The following is a 17674-nucleotide window of genomic DNA, read 5'->3' as shown; positions in this document are numbered from 1 at the left end:
TACCATCGCCATGGAACCCATCGCCGTGGAACCCGCGCTTCCTCAAATCAGTGACAGGCGGCCCGTATCGCTGGTCCATCATATTCCTGGTGGAAGTTGTGCGTGGGCCCCGCCGGCGGGTCAGCGAACCCGTCGACCAAAGGGCGCCGGTCCCGACGCCTAATATCGGCGAAAAGCAACAGGACATCGGCACGGAGGTCACATGGGGTTGAGCACGTGTTGCGCAGCGAGGGCGAAGGCGGGCATATGACACCAGGCGGGCACTTGGTCACGCATCTGGTCGGCGGGCGGTTTCGGCTCGTCGAGCGGCTCGGCTCGGCTCGGGGGGGATGGGAACGGTCTGGCGTGCGTTCGACACCGACAGCAATGTCGAACGTGCGCTGAAGGAGATCCGTATTCCTGACCATCTCCCGGTCCGTGACCGCGAGATGCTGATCGAACGTGCCCGCCGTGAAGCGCGTAACGCCGCCCGGCTCGGCGTCCATCCCCATGTGGTCACCGTTCACGACCTGGTCGAGGATCACGATGCGCAGTGGATCGTCATGGATCTGGTATCCGGATACTCACTGGCAACAATGATCGCGCGCGACGGCGCACTGGACGAACGGGAAGTCGCCCGGATAGGTATCGCCCTGCTGGACGCGCTGGCGCACGGTCACCGCAAAGGCGTTCTGCACCGGGACGTCAAGCCGTCCAACGTTCTGATCACCTCTGACGGGACCGTCCGGCTCACGGACTTCGGGATCGCCGTCTACGAGACCGATCACCGGATCACCGCCGCGGGCGGCCTGGTCGGCACACCTGCCTACATGGCTCCCGAACGCATCCGCGGTGAGGAGGGCGGACCCGCCAGCGATCTGTTCTCGTTGGCGACGACTCTGCTGCATGCCACGGAGGGCATCTCCCCGTTCGGGCGGGACACCACCTTCGCCACCATGCACGCCGTGGTCTACGAAGCCCCGACCGTACCGACACGGGCCACCCGGGCCTACTCGGTGCTCAGCCCGATCCTGGCCAAGGAACCGTCCGCCCGCCCGCCGGCGGAGCGCATCCGCCGGCAGTTGCAGGCTCTGCTGCGCGCCGCGCGACCGGGCCCGCTGATGACCTCGAACGACTGGTCGGCCATGAGCGTCGCGCCGACGACCAACGCCTGGCCGGCCGCGAAAGCCTTCTACGAGGCCCCGACCATGTCCTGCGCGCTGACCGACCGGCCATATTCCAGTGACTACGAGTACACCGTCCACGAGCTTGACACGATCGGCATCGAGCTGCCGGCCACTGACGCGGCGCAGCCCGCGCCGTGGGAGGAGACAGCGCCACGGCGGGCACCCACCGAGCCGTCCTACAGCGACCCGGCCACCATCGAACAGCCCATCTGGAACGGCCCGCACCCGCCGCGGCCCCGTCCGCGGCCCGGTCGGACGAGGCGCTCGGCAGACCGCCAGCGCCAGCCCTCCCGCCGAGGCCTGTTGCTCGCAGGCATCGCCGCGGCAGGTCTGGGGGTGGGCGCCGGGACGGCCGGGTGGGCGGTACGGCGACTGCGGGAGCCCACCCGCCCGGGGACGGCGGCCGGGAGCGCGGCAGGACCGGAGGCGCTCACGTTCGGGCTGCCGGGAACGCCCGGCGTCGAGTTCGCTGGTTCACTCGTCGCCGATCAGCGTGGCTACTACCGTGAAGCGGGCTTCACGTCCACGCGCTTCCACGGCAGCGGGCCACACTTCCCCAGCGTGACGGCGTCGGTGGCCTCGGGCGCGGCCTTCGTGGGAGTGACCACCACGGACGCCGTCGCCCGTGAGGCCGCGGCCGGCGCGCCGCTGCGGATCATCGGCGCCCAGCGGCAGAAGTCCCCCTGGGCGATCGTCTCCCTGGGGGACCGGCCGATCCGGACACCACAGGAAATGATCGGTATGCGGGTCGCGACAGCCATGGGCAGCGCGGCCGTCTGGGCGTCGTTCCTGGCCGCCGCGGGAGTTCCCGCGACAGCGGTCCGGCAGGTCGTCGTCCCCGATCACGCGCAGGCCCTCGCGCAGGCCCTCACGCAGCGGCAGGTCGACGCGGCGCTGTCCTCCGTCGCCGACGTGCCGGTGGCCCTCGCCCGGCAGGGGATCGGTTGCTCGACGTTCCTGCTCGCGGATCACGGGTATCCGCTGGTCTCCAACGTGTACGTCGTGACCGCCGACGCGCTCACCGCCGCGCGCGGGACGGTCAAGGCCTTCCTCACGGCCGAGGTCCGCGGCTGGAAGCAGAACCTGGCCGACCCCATGCTCGCGGCCCAGCTCACCACCGACGTCTACGCGAAGTCGCTCCGGCTCGACGTCCGCGAACAACTGGCGGAGAACAGGGCGTTGAACGACCTTGTCCAGACGGCGCAGACCCGCCGGGACGGCCTGTTCACCATGACCGACGCCCTGATCGAGGCCAACATCCGGCTGCTGTCCACCGGCCCGGCGGCGCCGGTCGCCGGGCATCTGTTCGACCTGTCCGTGCTCCGGGAGCTGTACCAGGAGTGGCCACGCCTGATCTGAGCCTGATCCGGGTCTGATCTGAGCCTGATCCGGGTCTGATCCGAGTCTGATCCGGGTCTGATCTGACCAGGCCGCCGACCGTCACAGGGCACCGACTGCCGCGGGAGCCGGTACCCTCCCGGAGCCGCCCACCCGAAAGCCGGCCGGCCCGTAACGCCGTTGGCGCGGTTCGAAAGGCCGGTTCCGCGACCGGGCTCCGCGGGTGGCGAAACGGACGGAAAGCATCCCGCCACGGCCCGACCGGCCCGGCCCGGCCCCGCCCCGCCCCGCCCCGCCCCGCCCCGAATCCACCAGAAATCCGGCCGCCGGCACACCCGAATCGGGCGATCCGTACCCGGACAATGCTTCGGCGATCCCGGAACCGGGCACGAAAGAAGAATGATCGTAAATATTCCGGACGCCCGACGGCCGTTTCGGACCGTCAGCCCGGTTCACGACCCTCCCCACCGCGGTCACCCTTGCCTGGGCCAGGTTCGGGCATACTGCTTCCACGTCGTTCCGCATTCACTTCGGCGTCCTCCAGCAGCGGTATGACGGGCTGTCCAGAATATATTTGATCTGCTTTTTCCGGACGATTTCAGCGGGTCCGGGAAACTGTGTCCGAAACGGCGGTCAAAAACAGCGGCCACCACATCGGGAAGGAACCGTTCTTGACTGTCGTGAACGTGCTCGCCGAACTGGCCCCCGACCGGATGTTCGCGGCCGCGGTCGCCGTGGCCCACCGCCGGTTCGAACCGATACTGCGCCGGGTGGGCACATTTGTCACACCGCGACAGACCGCCCTGGACGTCGGCGCCTGGTACGGCCCGTGGAGCCACTGGATGTCGCGGCACGCCCGCCGCGTCGTGACGGTGGAACCAAACCCCGAGCTGGCCGCCTTCGTCACCCGCACCTGCCGGCCGAACGTCACGGTGGTGCCGAAGGCCGCGTCCGATGTGGAGGGTTTCGCCGAGCTGTGGCTGCCACCGGGTGGCCGGGGCACCGAAGGGCGCGCCTGCCTGCTCCCCCAGGGCTGCGGGCACGCCGAGCGTACCGGACACACCGAGCACACCGTGAAGGTCGAGACGGTCCGTCTCGACAGCCTCGACGTCGACGACGTCGGACTCGTGAAGATTGACGTGGAAGGACACGAACTCGCCGTGCTACGCGGTGCGGAAGGAATTATCCGGCGCTGGCGCCCGAATCTCGTCGTCGAGATCGAGGACAGCCGAAGCCCAGCGGCCGCGACCCTGGAACTGCTACGGAGCTGGCACTACCGGGGCTGGTTCCTCGACCGCGGGAGAATGCGCCCACTGGACGACTTCGATCTGGTCGGCCACCAGCGGGAAATGGCACCGTTGGCCCACCACGGCTACCTTCGAGCGGTACTGACCGGCAGCGGCCACCGATACGTCAACACCATCCTTTTCCTACCATCCTCCCGCTAGCCAGAACAGCCGGCAAAACCCCAGATCCGCATCCCAGCGCGGGAAAACGGCCCGGCAACCGCGAGCGGAGCCGTGCCGTCGAAAAACAGAGGCGACCCGGGGGCGAAAGCCACGTCATCGCTCCGTTCGCAGATCTGGGGCGCCCCGGTGGGGGTCAGCTGCGTACGGCCCGGTCGAGGAGGTCGGCGGCGAGGCGGGCGGTGCGTTCCCGCGTGGTTTCCGCCAGCAGGGGCGCCTGGATCCTTCCGCCTGCCGCCAGGTGCCGGTCGTAGGGGATGGCCAGCACACCCGCGCCACCGACCCGCAGGCGCGCCGCCGCTTCGTCGAGGTCGACGGCCATGTGGGGCGCGGTGGCCGTCAGGACAACCACGGCTCTGGCCAGCGCTTCCGGGCGGTTTCTCGGTGTGCCCTTCCACAGGATCGCCGGATACTTACCACGCACCCGTCATCGGTTCGCCGGTTCCGGGAGCGGTATCGGCTCAAGGGCGACATCGAGCGTGCCGGTCAGAGCGACCTGCTCCCAGGCGCCCGCGGGGAGTTCCGGCGTCTGCCGGAAACCCGCGCCGGGAGCCAGCAGGACCAGGGAACCGTCGGATCGTCGTTGCAGGGGGATGCGTTCCTCCCACCGCCACGGCCCGGCCAGATCGGGCGTGCCGCCCGCGACCAGCCCCACAACCAACTCCGCGGCAGGGCCCACCTCGGCAGGGTCCGTGTCGGCGGCGGGCCCGCCCGCCCCGGGCCGCGGCAGCCCGCCCAGGCTGGAGTCGGAGCGTCCGTCCAGCGTCCAGGTCACCGTGCGTGCCGCGCCGGAGGCGTCCGTGCCGGTGGCGAGCGGGTAGGTCTGCGCCCGGTCGCCTAGACGCAGGTAGAGCTGCGCGTAGGGATGGCCGGCGGGGACGGTCACCGACACCCGGACGTTGATCGTCCCACTGGTGACCGTGCGCAGCTCGACGAACGAGCCTCGTGGGCTGCCGGGCTCGGCCGCGGTTGGCAGCCCATCCGCGGCCGGCAGTTCGTCCGGGCGCAGCCGGTACAGCCGACGCTCCGGCATCCGTGCGGCGAGCCCCACGATGGCCGGGCCGATGTCCGCGGCGTACAGCACCTCGTCCGACAGGTCCGGGCTGTTGCGCAGGAGATGGTAGGGAACCTGGGTGTACCAGCTCGGGAGCGGCGGGGCGACGATCACGACCGCAGGCCCGCCGAGATCGTCGGGGACGAGGCCGAGCACATGCTCGTCCACCGTGTTCACGTACCGCTGGACCCGGACCTTGCCGGGGATGGCGGGTACGGTCACCGCCGCCAGCGCCAGCAGGCAGCCGCCGGCCACCAGCGCGCGGGCCGGCAGGCCACGGGCCGGCCGCGGGAGGAAGCGGCCGGGCAGGCAGCGCCACAGCCAGCACGCCCCGGAGGCGGCGAGGACGACGACGGGTGTCAGCGCCGCCATGTGGTAATGCGGGCCGATGCCGTCGCGCAGGCTCGGCATCGCCATGGCGCTGCCCCACCAGAGAGAAATACGCGACAAAGACCAGCAGCACGTTGGCGGCGAGCAGCAGCCGGGCGCGGCGGCGCTCCGCCACCAGCAGGCCGACTATCGCGAGCACGACCAGCGCCCGGCCGCCGAAGAGCCAGCCGGGAGCGGCTGCGACGGTCTCCTCCCACGCCTGCAGCGCGAGCCGGCGGGTGAAGAGGAACGACGGTTCGGACGGCAGGATCCGGCGCTCACCAAAACCGAAACGATCCAGCGGATCGGCGGCGGCCAGCGGCAGCAGCAGCACCGATCCGGTGACATGTCGGCAGAAGGCGGCCACGGCCACGGCGAACGGCAGCGCCCCGAGCCCGATCCACCAGGTGTGACGCAGCAGGGCACACGGTGACAGCCGCCGTCGGCGGCCCGCCAGCAGCCGCCCGCCGACGGAAAGCCCACCGCTGAGAAGGCCACCGGCGGGAAGGCCCTCGGTGAGAAGGGCACCGACGGAAGGTACGCCGGTGACGCAACGTGCTGTCACGATGAGCGCACAGAGCAGCGTCACCAGCAGGGCGTCGAACGGGCGGGCCGTCGCCGCGAGGCCGAGTGCCACGCCGCCGGCCAGCAGCGACAGGCGCGAACCCGTGCGGGTGCCGCGCGCCGCCTCGGCGATCGCGATCGTCAGGGCCGCCGCGGTGAACGCGTACGCCATCGGCAGCGCCGTGTGCACGACCACCAGCGGGGAGAACGCCAGGAACGCGGCGGCGAGGAGGGCGGTGGCCACATCGTCGAACAACTCCCGGGCAAGGCGGTACACCCCGATCACCCAGGCCGCCGCCACCAGCGCCGGAGCGACGATCATCGTCCCGAACAGCAGTTGGGACGCGGCCAGCATCGCGGGCCAGCCCGGCAGGTACTTGGTGAACACCCGCCCGTCGTGGACGCCGGTCAGCCAGGGGCGGAAGAACGGCTCCGCCAGATTCTGATCAAGGGTGAGCTGCCCGTGCAGCAACATCCTGGCCTGCATGACATAGGCGGCCTCGTCCGCGTCACCCGAGCCGTGACGGAACAGCGTGCTCTGCAGCAGCACGCTCATCACAAAGGACAGCGTGGCTAGGGCGGCGAGCGTGAGGCCGGCCCGGGACGGCCGCCATCGCCGGCCCAGGCGCTGCCACCCGCCCAGGTGCTGCTGCCAGCCCGGGCCCGGCTGTCGGCCCGGGTCGCGCCGTCCGCCCAGCAGCCGTCGCAGCGGGCCACGGGCTTCTGGAGTACGACCGGTGGCCGTCCCGACGTCCGCCAGGGTCTCGAGGTCACCGGGGGAGCCAGGGGAGTCGAGAGAGCCGAGGTCGCGGTGCGACGACGGCGGGTCCGCGAGAACCCCGCTGGTCGACATCTGGCGCATCCGGTGGACCGTAGCAGAAGTCACATCCTGTGCTTTTCACCGCATACTCACAAAGCTGCGCCAAAGACAAAGAATGTGACTCTCCGTATCCGAACATGCCGTTTCAACTACGTCAACCATTTCTCCGTCAACTACCGCGGGCTTCACCGCGTCGGAGAAACGCCGATTCCCCGGCCGAAACCGACCGGGGAATCGATACGCCACGGGAATCAGGGGCGGGAAGCAGCAGAGGGTGGCCAGCGGACCAGCTACCCGGCCGCCCTCACCGGACCGAGCGGCGCAGCTCCTTGGGAAGATGGAAGGAAATCGTCTCGGCCCCCACCGAACGCACGCCGACGGTGGTGTGTCCCAGGCCCGACAGCGCCCGGGTCAGTTCGTCGACCAGGGTGGGAGGCGCGGAAGCACCCGCGGAAATACCGACGGTGTCCGCGCCGGCCAGCCAGTTCATCTCCACCTCGCCGACATCCCCGACGAGATAGGCGGGCACACCCTCACGCTCGGTCACGTCGACGAGCCGACGCGAGTTGGCGCTGTTCTGCGACCCGACGACGAGAACCACATCGGCCTCGACAGCCACCCGCCGGATCGCGTTCTGCCGGTTCGACGTCGCGTAGCAGATGTCCGCGGACCCGGGGCCGATCACGGCCGGGAAGCGGTCGCGCAGCGCGTCGACAACCTCCTCCGCCTCGTCCACGGCAAGCGTCGTCTGCATCAGGTAGGTCACCCGCTGCGGGTCGTCGACCTCCAGGTGGGCGACGTCGGCGGGCGACTCCACCAGCTTGATCTTCCCTGGTGCCTCCCCGAGAGTCCCGTCCACCTCCTCGTGCCCGGCATGGCCGATGAGCAGGACGGTGTCCCCCCGCGCGGTGAACCGGCGGGCCTCCGCGTGCACCTTCTCCACGAGCGGACAGGTCGCGTCGATCACCGACAGGTTGCGGTCACCGGCCTGGTCCCACACGGCGGGGGCGACCCCGTGCGCGGAGAAGACCACGGTCGCGCCGGGCGGCACCTCGTCGAGCTCCTCGACGAAGACGGCGCCGCGGCTGGCGAGATCGGCAACCACGTGGCTGTTGTGGACGATCTGCTTGCGGACGTAGACGGGCGCGCCGTGCAACTCCAGGGCGCGCTCGACCACCTCGATCGCCCGTTCGACCCCGGCGCAGAACGCCCGGGGCTCGGCGAGCAGCACCTGCCGTGGCCCGACGGCCGCCGCCCACCGTTCGAGCACCGGCCCGAAGGTCATCATCGTCCGCAGCCCGGCGATCCCCCGGCGGGCCAGGTCGAGACGTCCCAACGGCTGCTCGGCGGTGTCGACGACAACGCGGATGATGGCCAGCGGCACCCCGTTCGCGCCCGGGGCGACCTGGGCCGACTCCATGTCCACGGCGATCGCGCCGGTGGCCGCGAGCTCGGTGCGAGCGGTACCGACCGCAAGCCGTGGCACCGACACCACCGGGCCGACGTGCACGGTCAGCCCGGCCCGCCGCAGTTCGCCGGCGAGCAGGGGCGCGGACAGGCAGCGGGCGCTGACCGAACCGTCGGCGGTACGGACCTCGTCAGCCACCACCACGTCCCCGGGTTTCACCCCCGGGCCGAGGCCGCCGCCGAGACCGACCAGGGCGACGGCGTCGGCCCGCGCCTCCCGGATGATGCGGGTGGAGCGGCTGGCGTGCTCCGGCCCCATACCCGTGCGGACGAGGATCGTGCCCGCGGGCAGACCCGAGCGGGCCGCGGCCCATGCCTCCAGCCGCAGCGGCGCGGCCACCACCAGGCGCGGGCGCCGCCGCGGAAGGGGCGGGCGGCCCGGCGCGGGTACGCCGAGAGCCCCGGCCCCGGCCCCGGCCGACCCGGCCGTCCCGGCCGGAAGGCCTTCGGATGCCGGTACCGCCGGGGTCTGCGCCGGCACGTCTGCCGCCGACACCGGCGGCGTCGCCACCAGTGGTAGCGCCTTCCGTACGGAAGGCGCTGTCGGTGCCGCCGCCGGCCCTGGCGCCGCCGTCGGTACGTGCGCCGGTGCGGATGGCGCGGGTACGGCCGGTGCGGGTACGACGGGCGCGGGTACGACCGGCGCAGCCGGTGCCGCGGGTGCCGGTACCGGTGCGGCCGGTCCCGCGGATGCTCGCGTCGGCGCCGTGGGGGCTTCGGCGGGAACCGACGTCCTCGATGTCTCCGGTGCCGAGAAGGTCATGATGCGGACCTGCCGCTCAGGTATCGGCCGAGCGCGGTCAGTGGGAAGACCAGCCGATACAGGTGGTAGTTGATCGAAAAGTCACCGGGAAAACCGGTGCCGGTGTAGTAGGGCTCGTCCCAGGTCCCGTCCGGGCGCTGCGTGTCGACCAGCCAGCGCACCCCGCGTTCGACGGCCGAGGATGCCGGGTCGGCGGCGAGCAGCGCCAGCAGCGCCCACGCCGTCTGCGACGCGGTCGCCTCGCCCCGGCCGATCCACGTGTCGTCGGTGTAGGAGCGCAGGTCCTCGCCCCACGCGCCGTCGGGTCTCTGGTGCTCGACCAGCCAACGCAACGCCCGGACGATCGACGGATGGTCGGCCGGGACGCCGGCGACGATCAGGGCCGGGACGACCGCGCCGGTGCCGTAGATGTGGTTGACCCCCCAACGGCCGAACCACGACCCGCCCGGTTCCTGGTTGTCCAGCAGCCACTGGACCGCGCGTTCGGTGATCGGGCTGTTGGCCTGGCCGACCTCGGCGAGCATTTCCACGATGTGCGCGGTGACGTCCGCGGACGGCGGGTCGATCACCTCGCCGAAGTCGCAGAAGGGCAGCTTCGTGGGGAGCGTCCGGGTGTTGTCCGCGTCGAAGGCCCCCCACACCCCGCCCGCGGAGCGCATCCCGATGGTCCAGTCCACCCCGCGGCGTCCCGCGTCCCGCAGCCGGGCCGCGAGCTGGGGTTCGGCCGCCTCGAGTCCACCCGGCGCGGGCGACGGGTCGGCTGTGTCCCGCCCGTGCCGCGGGCTCTGTCCGTATCCGGGGCCCTGTCCGTATCCGAGGCCCTGTCCGTATCCGGGACCGAGGATGCGTTCGATAGCGAGCACCACCTCGGCGGTGTCGTCGACGTCCGGGTACAGGTCGTTGTCGAACTCGAAGGCCCACCCGCCGGGCGCCAGCGCCGGGCGTCGGACCGCCCAGTCGCCGGCCACGGTGACCTCCTCGTCCGCGAGCCACCGGGCGGCACGCACCACGGCCGGGTGATCAGCGGCCAGACCGGCGTCACGCAGGGCGACGACGGCGAGCGCGGTGTCCCACACCGGGGACTGGCAGGCCTCCAGCCGGCGGACCATCCCGGCAGGCGTCCGCTCGCGGACGGTGAAACGCTCCAGCCCCCGCAGGCCGGCAACGATCACCGGATGGTTCATGGGGTAGCCCAGCAGCGTCAACGCCATGATCGAATACACCCAGGGCGGCTGGATGCCGCCCCAGCAGCCGTCGGCCTCCTGGCGGACGACTATCCATTCGGCGGCCCGGCGCAGCGCGTGCCGGCGCAGCAGCTTCAGCGGGCGGCGCTCGTAGCGGTGCAGCACCGCGTCCAGCCGCTCGAACGCGCCCGGCCAGGAGCGCAGCGGCGCCGGCGGCTTCGGCGGGACGTCCACCCGGAGCTCGTCGATCTCGAAACCGAGGGAACGTTTCGGCCGCAACGACCCGATGATCGTCAACGGCATGATCGACTGCCGGGCCCAGCAGGCGAAGTCGTACAGGTTGAGCGGGAACCACGACGGCAGCAGCACCAGTTCGGGCGGCATCACCGGTAGGTCGTCCCAGGACCACTCGCCGAACAGCGCCATCCAGATCCGGGTGAAGACCCGGGTCCGGGCGATGCCGCCGTTCGCCCGGACGAACTCGGCCGCGGACCGCATGTGCGGTGCGTCCGGGCTGTCGCCGGCCAGGCGCAGCGCCACGTACGCCTCGAAGGTGGCGTTCAGGTCGGCCGGGCCGCCGAAGAAGGTGGCCCAGGTGCCGTCCTCGCTCTGCTGCGAGCGGATCCAGCGGGCGGTCTCCTCGGCCTCCTGCGGGGTGAGGATGCCGAGGAACTGCCGGAGCAGAAGGTCCTCGGCATCCATGGTGACGTTGGTCTCAAGCTCGCCCTTCCACCAGCCCTGGTCGGACTGCAGCCCCAGCAGGTGGTCGCGGGCCCGGACGGCGGCTGCCGCCACCGTGTCGGAAAAGGTTTCGCGGGAGACTTCGTAGTCGGTGGTCGAACTCATCGGCAGCTCCCGTCCACATGTGGGTCCCGGTGCGGTACGAACAGCGGTGTCACGGCTTTGTCACCGATCCCGTTCGGTGACAAAGCGGGCCAGGGCAAGCAGTTCGGTTTCCACCAGCGGCGGCAGGGACAGCGACGCGATCAGCTTGGCGCACTCGTCGAGCTGGCGGTCGGCCTCGGCCGTGGTCCACTCCCGCCCGCCGGCGCGTTCCACCAGCCGTGCAATGTGGTGCAGCTCGCTCTCGGAAGCGTCTCCCGAGGACGCGAGGAAGGTGCGCAGTTCGTCGGCGTCGGCGCCACCGGCGTCCAGCGCCACCACGACCGGGACGGACTTCTTGCGTGAGCGCAGGTCCGACAGCACGGGCTTGCCGGTCACCGCCGGGTCGCCCCAGATGCCGAGCAGGTCGTCCACGAGCTGGAAGGCCGTCCCCAGCCGGGAGCCGAACTCGGCGAGGCCGTCGACGAGCTCCGTCCGCCCGCCCGCGAGCACCGCGCCGATCGCGGCCGAGCAGGACAGCAGCGCGCCGGTCTTGCCGTCCTCCATCGTCAGGGTGTCGGCGACGGTGACGTCGTTGCGGGTCTCGAAGTACAGGTCCTCGGCCTGGCCGCGGACGAGGTCCTGCACGCCTGCGCCGAGCATGATCGCGGCGCGGCGGCCCGGCTCCCCCTCGACCTCCAGCAGCACCTGGGTCGCCAGCCCCAGCAGGGCGTCACCGGCGAGAATCGCGCCGTCGGCGCCGAAGACGGTCCAGGCGGTGGGCCGGTGACGGCGCTCGGTGTCGCCGTCCATGAGGTCGTCGTGCAGCAGGGAGAAGTCGTGGACGAGCTCGACCGCGACCGCGCCGGGCAGCCCGACCTCGACCGCGGCACCGGCCGCCTCCGCGGACAGCAGTGCCAGTGCCGGACGTACCAGCTTGCCGCCGCCGCCCGGCAGCGGCGTGCCCTCCGCGTCGGTCCAGCCGCGGTGGTAGGCGACCACCCGGCGCAGCCGGGGATGGAGCCGGTCGACAGCGGCGCGTAGCGCCGGCACTGCCAGAGTCCGGCCCCGCTCGATCGCTTCGGGAACCAACGTGGTCATGCCGGGAATCCCCCTGTCGGTGACGCTGTCGATATCGATGTTGCGTTCGGCGTCGCGCCTGGAGCCGCGGTCGAGGCCGCCGCGGATGTCGGCGCCGACGTCGGCGCGGGTAGCGGAGCCTGCTCGGTGGGCAGAGCCTGCTCGGTGGACGGAGCCTGCTCGCTGGGCAGGGCCGGCGGTGCCAGCGAAGTAGGCGGCACCGGCGGGGCCGGCGGAGCCGGCGAACTGGGCGGAGTCGGTGGGGTCGACGGTGGACTCGGCTGTGGGGATGCCGCCGGCGGCGGCGGGGCGCTCGGTGCGCCCGTCGGCCCGGGAGCCGATGATCCCGGTGGGCTAGAAGACGACGGTCTCTCGCCAGGGACCTTGGTCTCCGGCGTCCGGGACGATTGTGACGTTTTACACGGGCTGGCCGGCGACGACCCGCATCCTCCCAACTGCGCAGGAGTACCACCGGATGTCACGACCACGGGCAGCAACCGGCGGGCCGGGCCGGGTGACGGCGGCCTGGGGCGCCAGCCACCGAGCGCCACCTTTGCCGCGGCCAGCCCGCTGCGCACCGCGCCCTCCATGGTCGCGGGCCAGTCCGTGTCGGTCCACGCGCCGGCCACCGCGAGCCCGGGCAGTTCGGTGGCCGGGCCGGGACGCAGCGCCCGGGTACCGGGGGCCTGCCGGAACGTCGCGGTGCGCTCCCGGGTGACGAACACCTCGATCGCCTCGGCGTCCCGCGCGGCGGGCAGCAGCCGACGCATCTCCTCGACGAAAATGTCACGGATCTCACCGGCGGGCCGGTCGATCCAGTCGTCCGCGGCCGACAGGGAGATCGCCAGGTACTGCGCGCCCGCACGCTCGGGGTGATCGGCCACCGACTCGGCGATCCCGCTGGAGGCGGTCCGGTCGAAGACCCACTGGACGGGGGACCCCACCACGGCCAGGAAGGGCCCCCGCAGCACCGGCCGATCGTAGATCATGTGCACGTTGACGATCGGTGACGAGCCAAGGTCGACGAATCGTTTCGGGTCCGCCACCGCGCCCGCGGGCAGCAGGGCCGCCGCCGCCGGCGGCGGCACGGCGAGCACCACCGAGTCGGCGTCGAGCGTGCCGCTGTCGGTGACCACTCGCCACCCGGTCGCCGTCCGGTCGATTGTGCGGACCTTCACGCTGGTCCGCACGTCCGCGCCGACGTCGGCGAGCTCCGAGGCCGCCGCCTCCCCGTGCAGCCGCTGGAGGGGCACCTCCGCCCAGCCGATGTCCCCAGCGTCGGCCCGCTCCAGCAGGCCGGTGCGCACAACCTTGGCGGCGAGCCCGAGGGAGGCCGCGTCCGCGGGGGCGTTGAGGGTGGCGACGGTCAGCAGTTCCCACAGCGCCTCGATCGTGGCCGGTGACTGGCCCCGGCGGGCCAGCCAGCTGCCGAACGAGACACCGTCCACCTCGGGCCGACTCGGGTCGAGCCGGCCCAGCTGGTAGGCGGCGAGCGCGGCCCGCAGCCGCTGGCCGAACGGGAACGCGCGGTATCCCAGCAGCGCCGGGGTCAGGTGCAGCGGCGCCGGCCAGGGGATGCGGGTACGCCGCAGCCGGGCGTTCGTACCGGAGTCGGCGAGCAGCACCGGGACGTCCAGCCGCTGCTGGAGGGTGGTCAGGTGCTCGACGCCGAGCCGGCGGAGGAACCCGCGGTAGGCGGTGCAGCAGCGCATGAAGACGTGCTGGCCGGTGTCGACCCACAGCCCGTCCCTGGCGAACGAGGCGGTGGCGCCGCCCAGCCGCGGCCGTGCCTCCAGCAGAGTCACGTCCGCGCCGATGTCCGCGGCGGTCAGCGCGGCCGACAGGCCGGCGAGCCCACCACCGACGACGACCATCCGGTGACCGCCCGGCGGCGGCGGCCCGGCGGCGAGCGCCGCGGCGGGCTGTGTCACGACAGGCAGTGCCTGTTTCGGTGCCTGTTCTGATGGCGGCGCGTCCGACGGCGTCCCGGTATCCACGCTCATGCGGCCGACACCTCCGGGCGCCCGGCCAGGCTGCGCGCGGCCACCACCGCCTTCTCCCAGCCCGGCAGCGACAAGCGCTGCTGCAGGACGGGGGCGGGATCGGTCCTGATCCGGCGGTTGAGCCGCAGGTAGATCCCGGCCATCGCCCCGCAGCACGCGGCGCTGCGCCGGTCGAGCATGGTCAGCAGTTTCAGACCGCGCCCGTACCATTCGTCGGCCCGTTGCGCGCACTCCCGCAGGTATTCGACGAGTGCGTCCTCGGGACCGCCGAGCCTGCCGTCCGGGCCGAGGGCAAGGGTGATCCCGGCCTTTTCCAGTTCGGCCCGGGGCAGATAGATCCGGCCGGTAATCAGGTCCTCCCGGACGTCTCGGAGAATGTTGGTCTGTTGTAGGGCGATCCCGAGCTCGTCGGCGACCGTGGCGGCCCCCGCGTCCGCGTGCGCCGCCTGCGTGCCGAAGATCCCCAGCGACAGACGCCCGATGGTGCCGGCCACCCGTCGGCAGTACTCGACAAGGTCGTCGAAGGACTCGTAGGTGACCCCACGCAGATCCATCTCGACACCGTCGATCAGTTCGCAGAAGGCGTCCACCGGGATGGGGAAGCGCCGGCAGGCGTCATCCAGAGCTATCAGAACCGGGTCGGAGCTGGCCGCGCCGAGCCCTGTGATGTCCGCCCGGGCCGCGGCCAGGCGGATGGCCTTCTCCTCGAGGGGCAGGTCACCGTCGCCGATGTCGTCGAGCCGGCGGGCGAAGGCGTACACCGCGGACAGCGCCGCCCGTTTGTCGACCGGCAGCAGCCGGATGCCGTAGGCGAAGTTGCGTGCGGCCTCACGGGTCAGCGCCTCACAGGACGCGTATGCTTCCTCTACCGTCGGCGACCGGAAACGACCGTCGGAGGTCATTCGCCACCTCCACCCGCAGCGGGCCTGTTGATGATCCCACCGCCGGTGACCAGCGGCGGCAGCACGACGCGCGCCGAGCGGGCCGCCCGCCGGGCGGACGGGGTGAGCGAGGTCAGCGCCACCGCCAGGGCGTAGCGGACGATCCGTGGCTTCGGCGCGGTCGGGGCGCCGCCGAGGACGTCGCACCCGGCCCGTTCGACCGCGTCCAGCGCCGCGCGGCCACCGCCGACGAACCCGGCCAGGAGCAGCCGCAGCCGGCCCTCGACCAGACCCACCAGCGGCGTGCCCTCGTCGAGGATCCGGCGGGCACGCAGCACCTGGAAGGCGATCAGCTCCCGTACCGCCGGGCCGGCGCTGGGGTGCGCGAGGTCCCGCTCGTGCACCCCGAAGCTGTCGAGGTCCTCCCGGGGCAGGTAGATTCGGCCGGCGGCATAGTCCTCGGCCACGTCCTGCACATGCTCGACGATCTGCAGCGCCGTGCAGACCCGGTTCGACAGCTCGACCCGGTCAGGGGTGCTGACGCCGAAGACACCGAGCACCATGTGTCCCACCGGATCGGCGGACAGGGTGCAGTAACGCAGCAGGTCATCGAAGGTGTCGTAGCGGGTGACCAGCTGGTCCTGCCGGTTGGCCGCGACGAGCCGGCGGAACGGCTCCGGCGCCAGACCGCATTCCCGGACGGTCGGTGCCAGCGCCTGGATGACCGGGAGTGTGGGCGTCCCGCCCCAGATTCGGTCAAGATCGGCTTCCAGCGCGTCGAGCAGTGCGAGCCGGTCGCCGCTCGCCTCGTCACCGATGTCGTCGACGAGGCGGGCGAATCCGTAGATGGCGAACAGGTGCTGCCGCTGCCGGGCCGGCAGGATCAGCGGAGACACCGGGAAGTTCTCGGCGGAAGCCGCCCGCAACACATCCTGGGGTGAGGACGTGAGGGCGTCCCCGGGCAGCGGCGCAGCGGGAGTTCCCGCCCGCCCGGTTCCCGCCCGCCCGCCCGTCGGCCCGCCTGGCGGCGAGCCGACCTTTGCGTCGCTTGTGGTCATGCGCCTCCCCCTCGTCAGCGGTTGGGCCTGACACGCGCCGCGGGAACGATCCGGCGGCGCGCCTGAACAGGTCTGCTCTCCAAATTCCTGAGCCTCCGGCCGCACGAAGCAATAATGATCATGCAACCTTCACCCTCACGGTCCCCCCTGGTGCCCCGGAGGCTGTGAAGACCTCCGGCGACGCGCGACAGGCACGACGCCGCCGGCGGCGGCCCTCCGGTGGCCCGGGGACCGAAGGCCTCCCGGATCGGCTCCCGGGACCCCGAGCGCGAAAAACCATGGCCGTGCCACCTCCGGCCGGCCATCCGATATGCGGCACGCCCTTTTTCAGCGCGTGCCCCACATGATTCCCCGATCCAACCGATATGACCCCGTTACCGCCTGTCCGGGTACTGTGCGGACCCTCACATCCACGAGGGACACCGCCATGCCGCGGGACGTGCTGCGAGAGCCCTCCCCCACCGGTGGCCACCACTGCCGCGACATGGTCGAACAGGAGGCCGCCGGCCATGACCGCGCCGCGGCCGGGCACGGCGTCCGTCTCCTCCGTCGCGCGATGCATCACCGGCGGTCCGGGCCGGCCTCCCCGTCGTCCCGAGCGCTTCTAACCGAAGATTCCCGCCAGCCGCCGGTAGAGCGTAGGCGTCACCCCGTGGACCCGGGCGGCAAACGACAACCAGCGCGGTACCCAGATCTCGGCCTGTCCCCGCCCGGTCGCGAGCAGCATGCGCTCGGCGACAAGGCGAGCCGGTTGCAGACGTGGCCATCTGCGCACGTACGGCGCTCCACGACGGCGGAAGAAAGCGGTGTCAACGACCCCCGGAAAACACAAAGTGACCGTAACACCACGACCGGCGACCTCAGAACGCAGGGCGTTGGCGAACCCGACCAGCGCGGCCTTGGTCGCCGAGTAGGCGACCTCACCACGTACCCCCAACGCTCCGGCGACGCTGCCGACCAGCAGAATGCGCCCGTGCCCACGCTCAAGCATGGCCGGGAGCACGGCGCGGACGAGCGCCATCGGCGAGAGCACGTTGACCGCCACGAGCTCGGCAAGGGCCTCGTGGGAAAGCTGGTCGAACGGGCTGGCCGAACCAAGACCGGCCGCGCACACCAGCAGATCGAGATCGCCGAGAAGATCCTCGCTGCGGGAGGCCACCGTGGCCTCGGCGCCCGGGACCGACAGGTCCACCGCGATCCGGTGACCGGACGTGGAGGCGGCAACCTCGTCGAGCGCGACACCATTGCGGCCGACCAGCAGGACCTTGCAGTTCATCTCGCCGAGCAGCAGCGCCGCCTCCCTACCAATTCCGCTGCTCGCGCCGGTGACAAGCGCTGTCCTGGGCGGCCATCCCCGGCTGCCCGCGAAGCGGGACTGCTCGGCGACGACGTGCAGGCGGCTGTCCGGAACCGTGGGACGGGCCGGTGTATACAACAAAACCCTCCGGTCGCGCGGTGGTCGCCTCCTCCCGGGCGGGAGACGGTCGCGGTCAGGCCCTCGGAACCTGGATGTCGCCAGCGCTGACGACAAACGGTCGGCCCCACGTACGGCCCAGCCCTATTTCATCGCCCCACGGCCGGAACGTCCATCGTCAGGTAGACGACACGACCCCGAAAGCCTTGTCGGACCCATCATGGC

At 71.7% G+C, this 17674-nt stretch carries 13 protein-coding genes and 1 pseudogene; 5 read left to right on the top strand and 9 right to left on the bottom strand.

What is annotated here, in order from left to right; all coding sequences use genetic code 11:
* Positions 1 to 320 precede the first annotated feature (320 nt).
* The 3 genes and pseudogenes from FSYMDG_RS29120 to FSYMDG_RS05740 all read left to right on the top strand — a co-directional run.
* Positions 321 to 1052, top strand: a pseudogene (locus tag FSYMDG_RS29120) (serine/threonine-protein kinase); the annotation flags it as partial.
* 48 nt (positions 1053 to 1100) lie between these two features.
* Entirely contained in the window at positions 1101 to 2525 is a 1425-nt protein-coding gene (locus tag FSYMDG_RS29115) for an ABC transporter substrate-binding protein (RefSeq protein ID WP_347176454.1), read from the top strand.
* A gap of 659 nt (positions 2526 to 3184) precedes the next feature.
* The gene (locus tag FSYMDG_RS05740) at positions 3185 to 3952 is read left to right on the top strand and encodes an FkbM family methyltransferase (protein WP_277602668.1); all 768 of its coding nucleotides are present in this window, start codon (positions 3185 to 3187) and stop codon (positions 3950 to 3952) included.
* Positions 3953 to 4106: 154 nt separating this feature from the next.
* Here the strand turns inward: FSYMDG_RS05740 and FSYMDG_RS05735 are convergent, their stop codons facing one another.
* Both FSYMDG_RS05735 and FSYMDG_RS22760 read right to left on the bottom strand, forming a co-directional pair.
* Entirely contained in the window at positions 4107 to 4394 is a 288-nt protein-coding gene (locus tag FSYMDG_RS05735) for a hypothetical protein (RefSeq protein WP_013872646.1), read from the bottom strand.
* Positions 4395 to 4397: 3 nt separating this feature from the next.
* A complete protein-coding gene (locus FSYMDG_RS22760; protein ID WP_050803346.1) occupies positions 4398 to 5441 on the bottom strand; it encodes a hypothetical protein in 1044 nt (347 codons plus the stop codon).
* Here FSYMDG_RS22760 and FSYMDG_RS22755 point away from each other — a divergent pair.
* The gene (locus tag FSYMDG_RS22755) at positions 5413 to 5826 is read left to right on the top strand and encodes a hypothetical protein (protein ID WP_157490977.1); all 414 of its coding nucleotides are present in this window, start codon (positions 5413 to 5415) and stop codon (positions 5824 to 5826) included. The genes FSYMDG_RS22760 and FSYMDG_RS22755 overlap by 29 nt on opposite strands.
* 133 nt (positions 5827 to 5959) lie before the next feature.
* The gene (locus FSYMDG_RS29990) at positions 5960 to 6403 is read left to right on the top strand and encodes a hypothetical protein (protein WP_050803344.1); all 444 of its coding nucleotides are present in this window, start codon (positions 5960 to 5962) and stop codon (positions 6401 to 6403) included.
* Between the two features lie 678 nt (positions 6404 to 7081).
* On the opposite strand, the gene ispH is transcribed toward FSYMDG_RS29990, so the two are convergent.
* The 7 genes from ispH to FSYMDG_RS05690 all read right to left on the bottom strand — a co-directional run bounded on the left by ispH (position 7082) and on the right by FSYMDG_RS05690 (position 17470).
* Entirely contained in the window at positions 7082 to 9007 is a 1926-nt protein-coding gene (gene ispH / locus FSYMDG_RS05720) for a 4-hydroxy-3-methylbut-2-enyl diphosphate reductase (RefSeq protein WP_083828155.1), read from the bottom strand.
* A complete protein-coding gene (locus FSYMDG_RS05715; protein WP_013872644.1) occupies positions 9004 to 11037 on the bottom strand; it encodes a terpene cyclase/mutase family protein in 2034 nt (677 codons plus the stop codon). The genes ispH and FSYMDG_RS05715 overlap by 4 nt, the downstream gene beginning before the upstream one ends.
* Before the next feature lie 60 nt (positions 11038 to 11097).
* Entirely contained in the window at positions 11098 to 12114 is a 1017-nt protein-coding gene (locus tag FSYMDG_RS05710) for a polyprenyl synthetase family protein (RefSeq protein WP_013872643.1), read from the bottom strand.
* Entirely contained in the window at positions 12111 to 14096 is a 1986-nt protein-coding gene (gene hpnE, locus FSYMDG_RS05705; RefSeq protein ID WP_013872642.1) for a hydroxysqualene dehydroxylase HpnE, read from the bottom strand. The genes FSYMDG_RS05710 and hpnE overlap by 4 nt, the downstream gene beginning before the upstream one ends.
* The gene (hpnD, locus tag FSYMDG_RS05700) at positions 14093 to 14998 is read right to left on the bottom strand and encodes a presqualene diphosphate synthase HpnD (RefSeq protein WP_013872641.1); all 906 of its coding nucleotides are present in this window, start codon (positions 14996 to 14998) and stop codon (positions 14093 to 14095) included. The genes hpnE and hpnD overlap by 4 nt, the downstream gene beginning before the upstream one ends.
* Entirely contained in the window at positions 14995 to 16035 is a 1041-nt protein-coding gene (hpnC, locus tag FSYMDG_RS05695; protein WP_013872640.1) for a squalene synthase HpnC, read from the bottom strand. Before hpnC ends, hpnD begins: the two co-directional genes overlap by 4 nt.
* Before the next feature lie 604 nt (positions 16036 to 16639).
* Positions 16640 to 17470 (bottom strand): SDR family NAD(P)-dependent oxidoreductase, encoded by an 831-nt coding sequence (locus FSYMDG_RS05690; RefSeq protein ID WP_013872639.1) that lies wholly within the window; start codon positions 17468 to 17470, stop codon positions 16640 to 16642.
* Positions 17471 to 17674: the final 204 nt, after the last annotated feature.

The sequence above is a fragment of the Candidatus Protofrankia datiscae genome (genome assembly GCF_000177615.2).
Classification (GTDB): domain Bacteria; phylum Actinomycetota; class Actinomycetes; order Frankiales; family Frankiaceae; genus Protofrankia; species Protofrankia coriariae.
The sequence above is the reverse complement of the archived record's forward strand: the minus strand, read 5'-3'. Positions and strand labels throughout refer to the sequence as shown.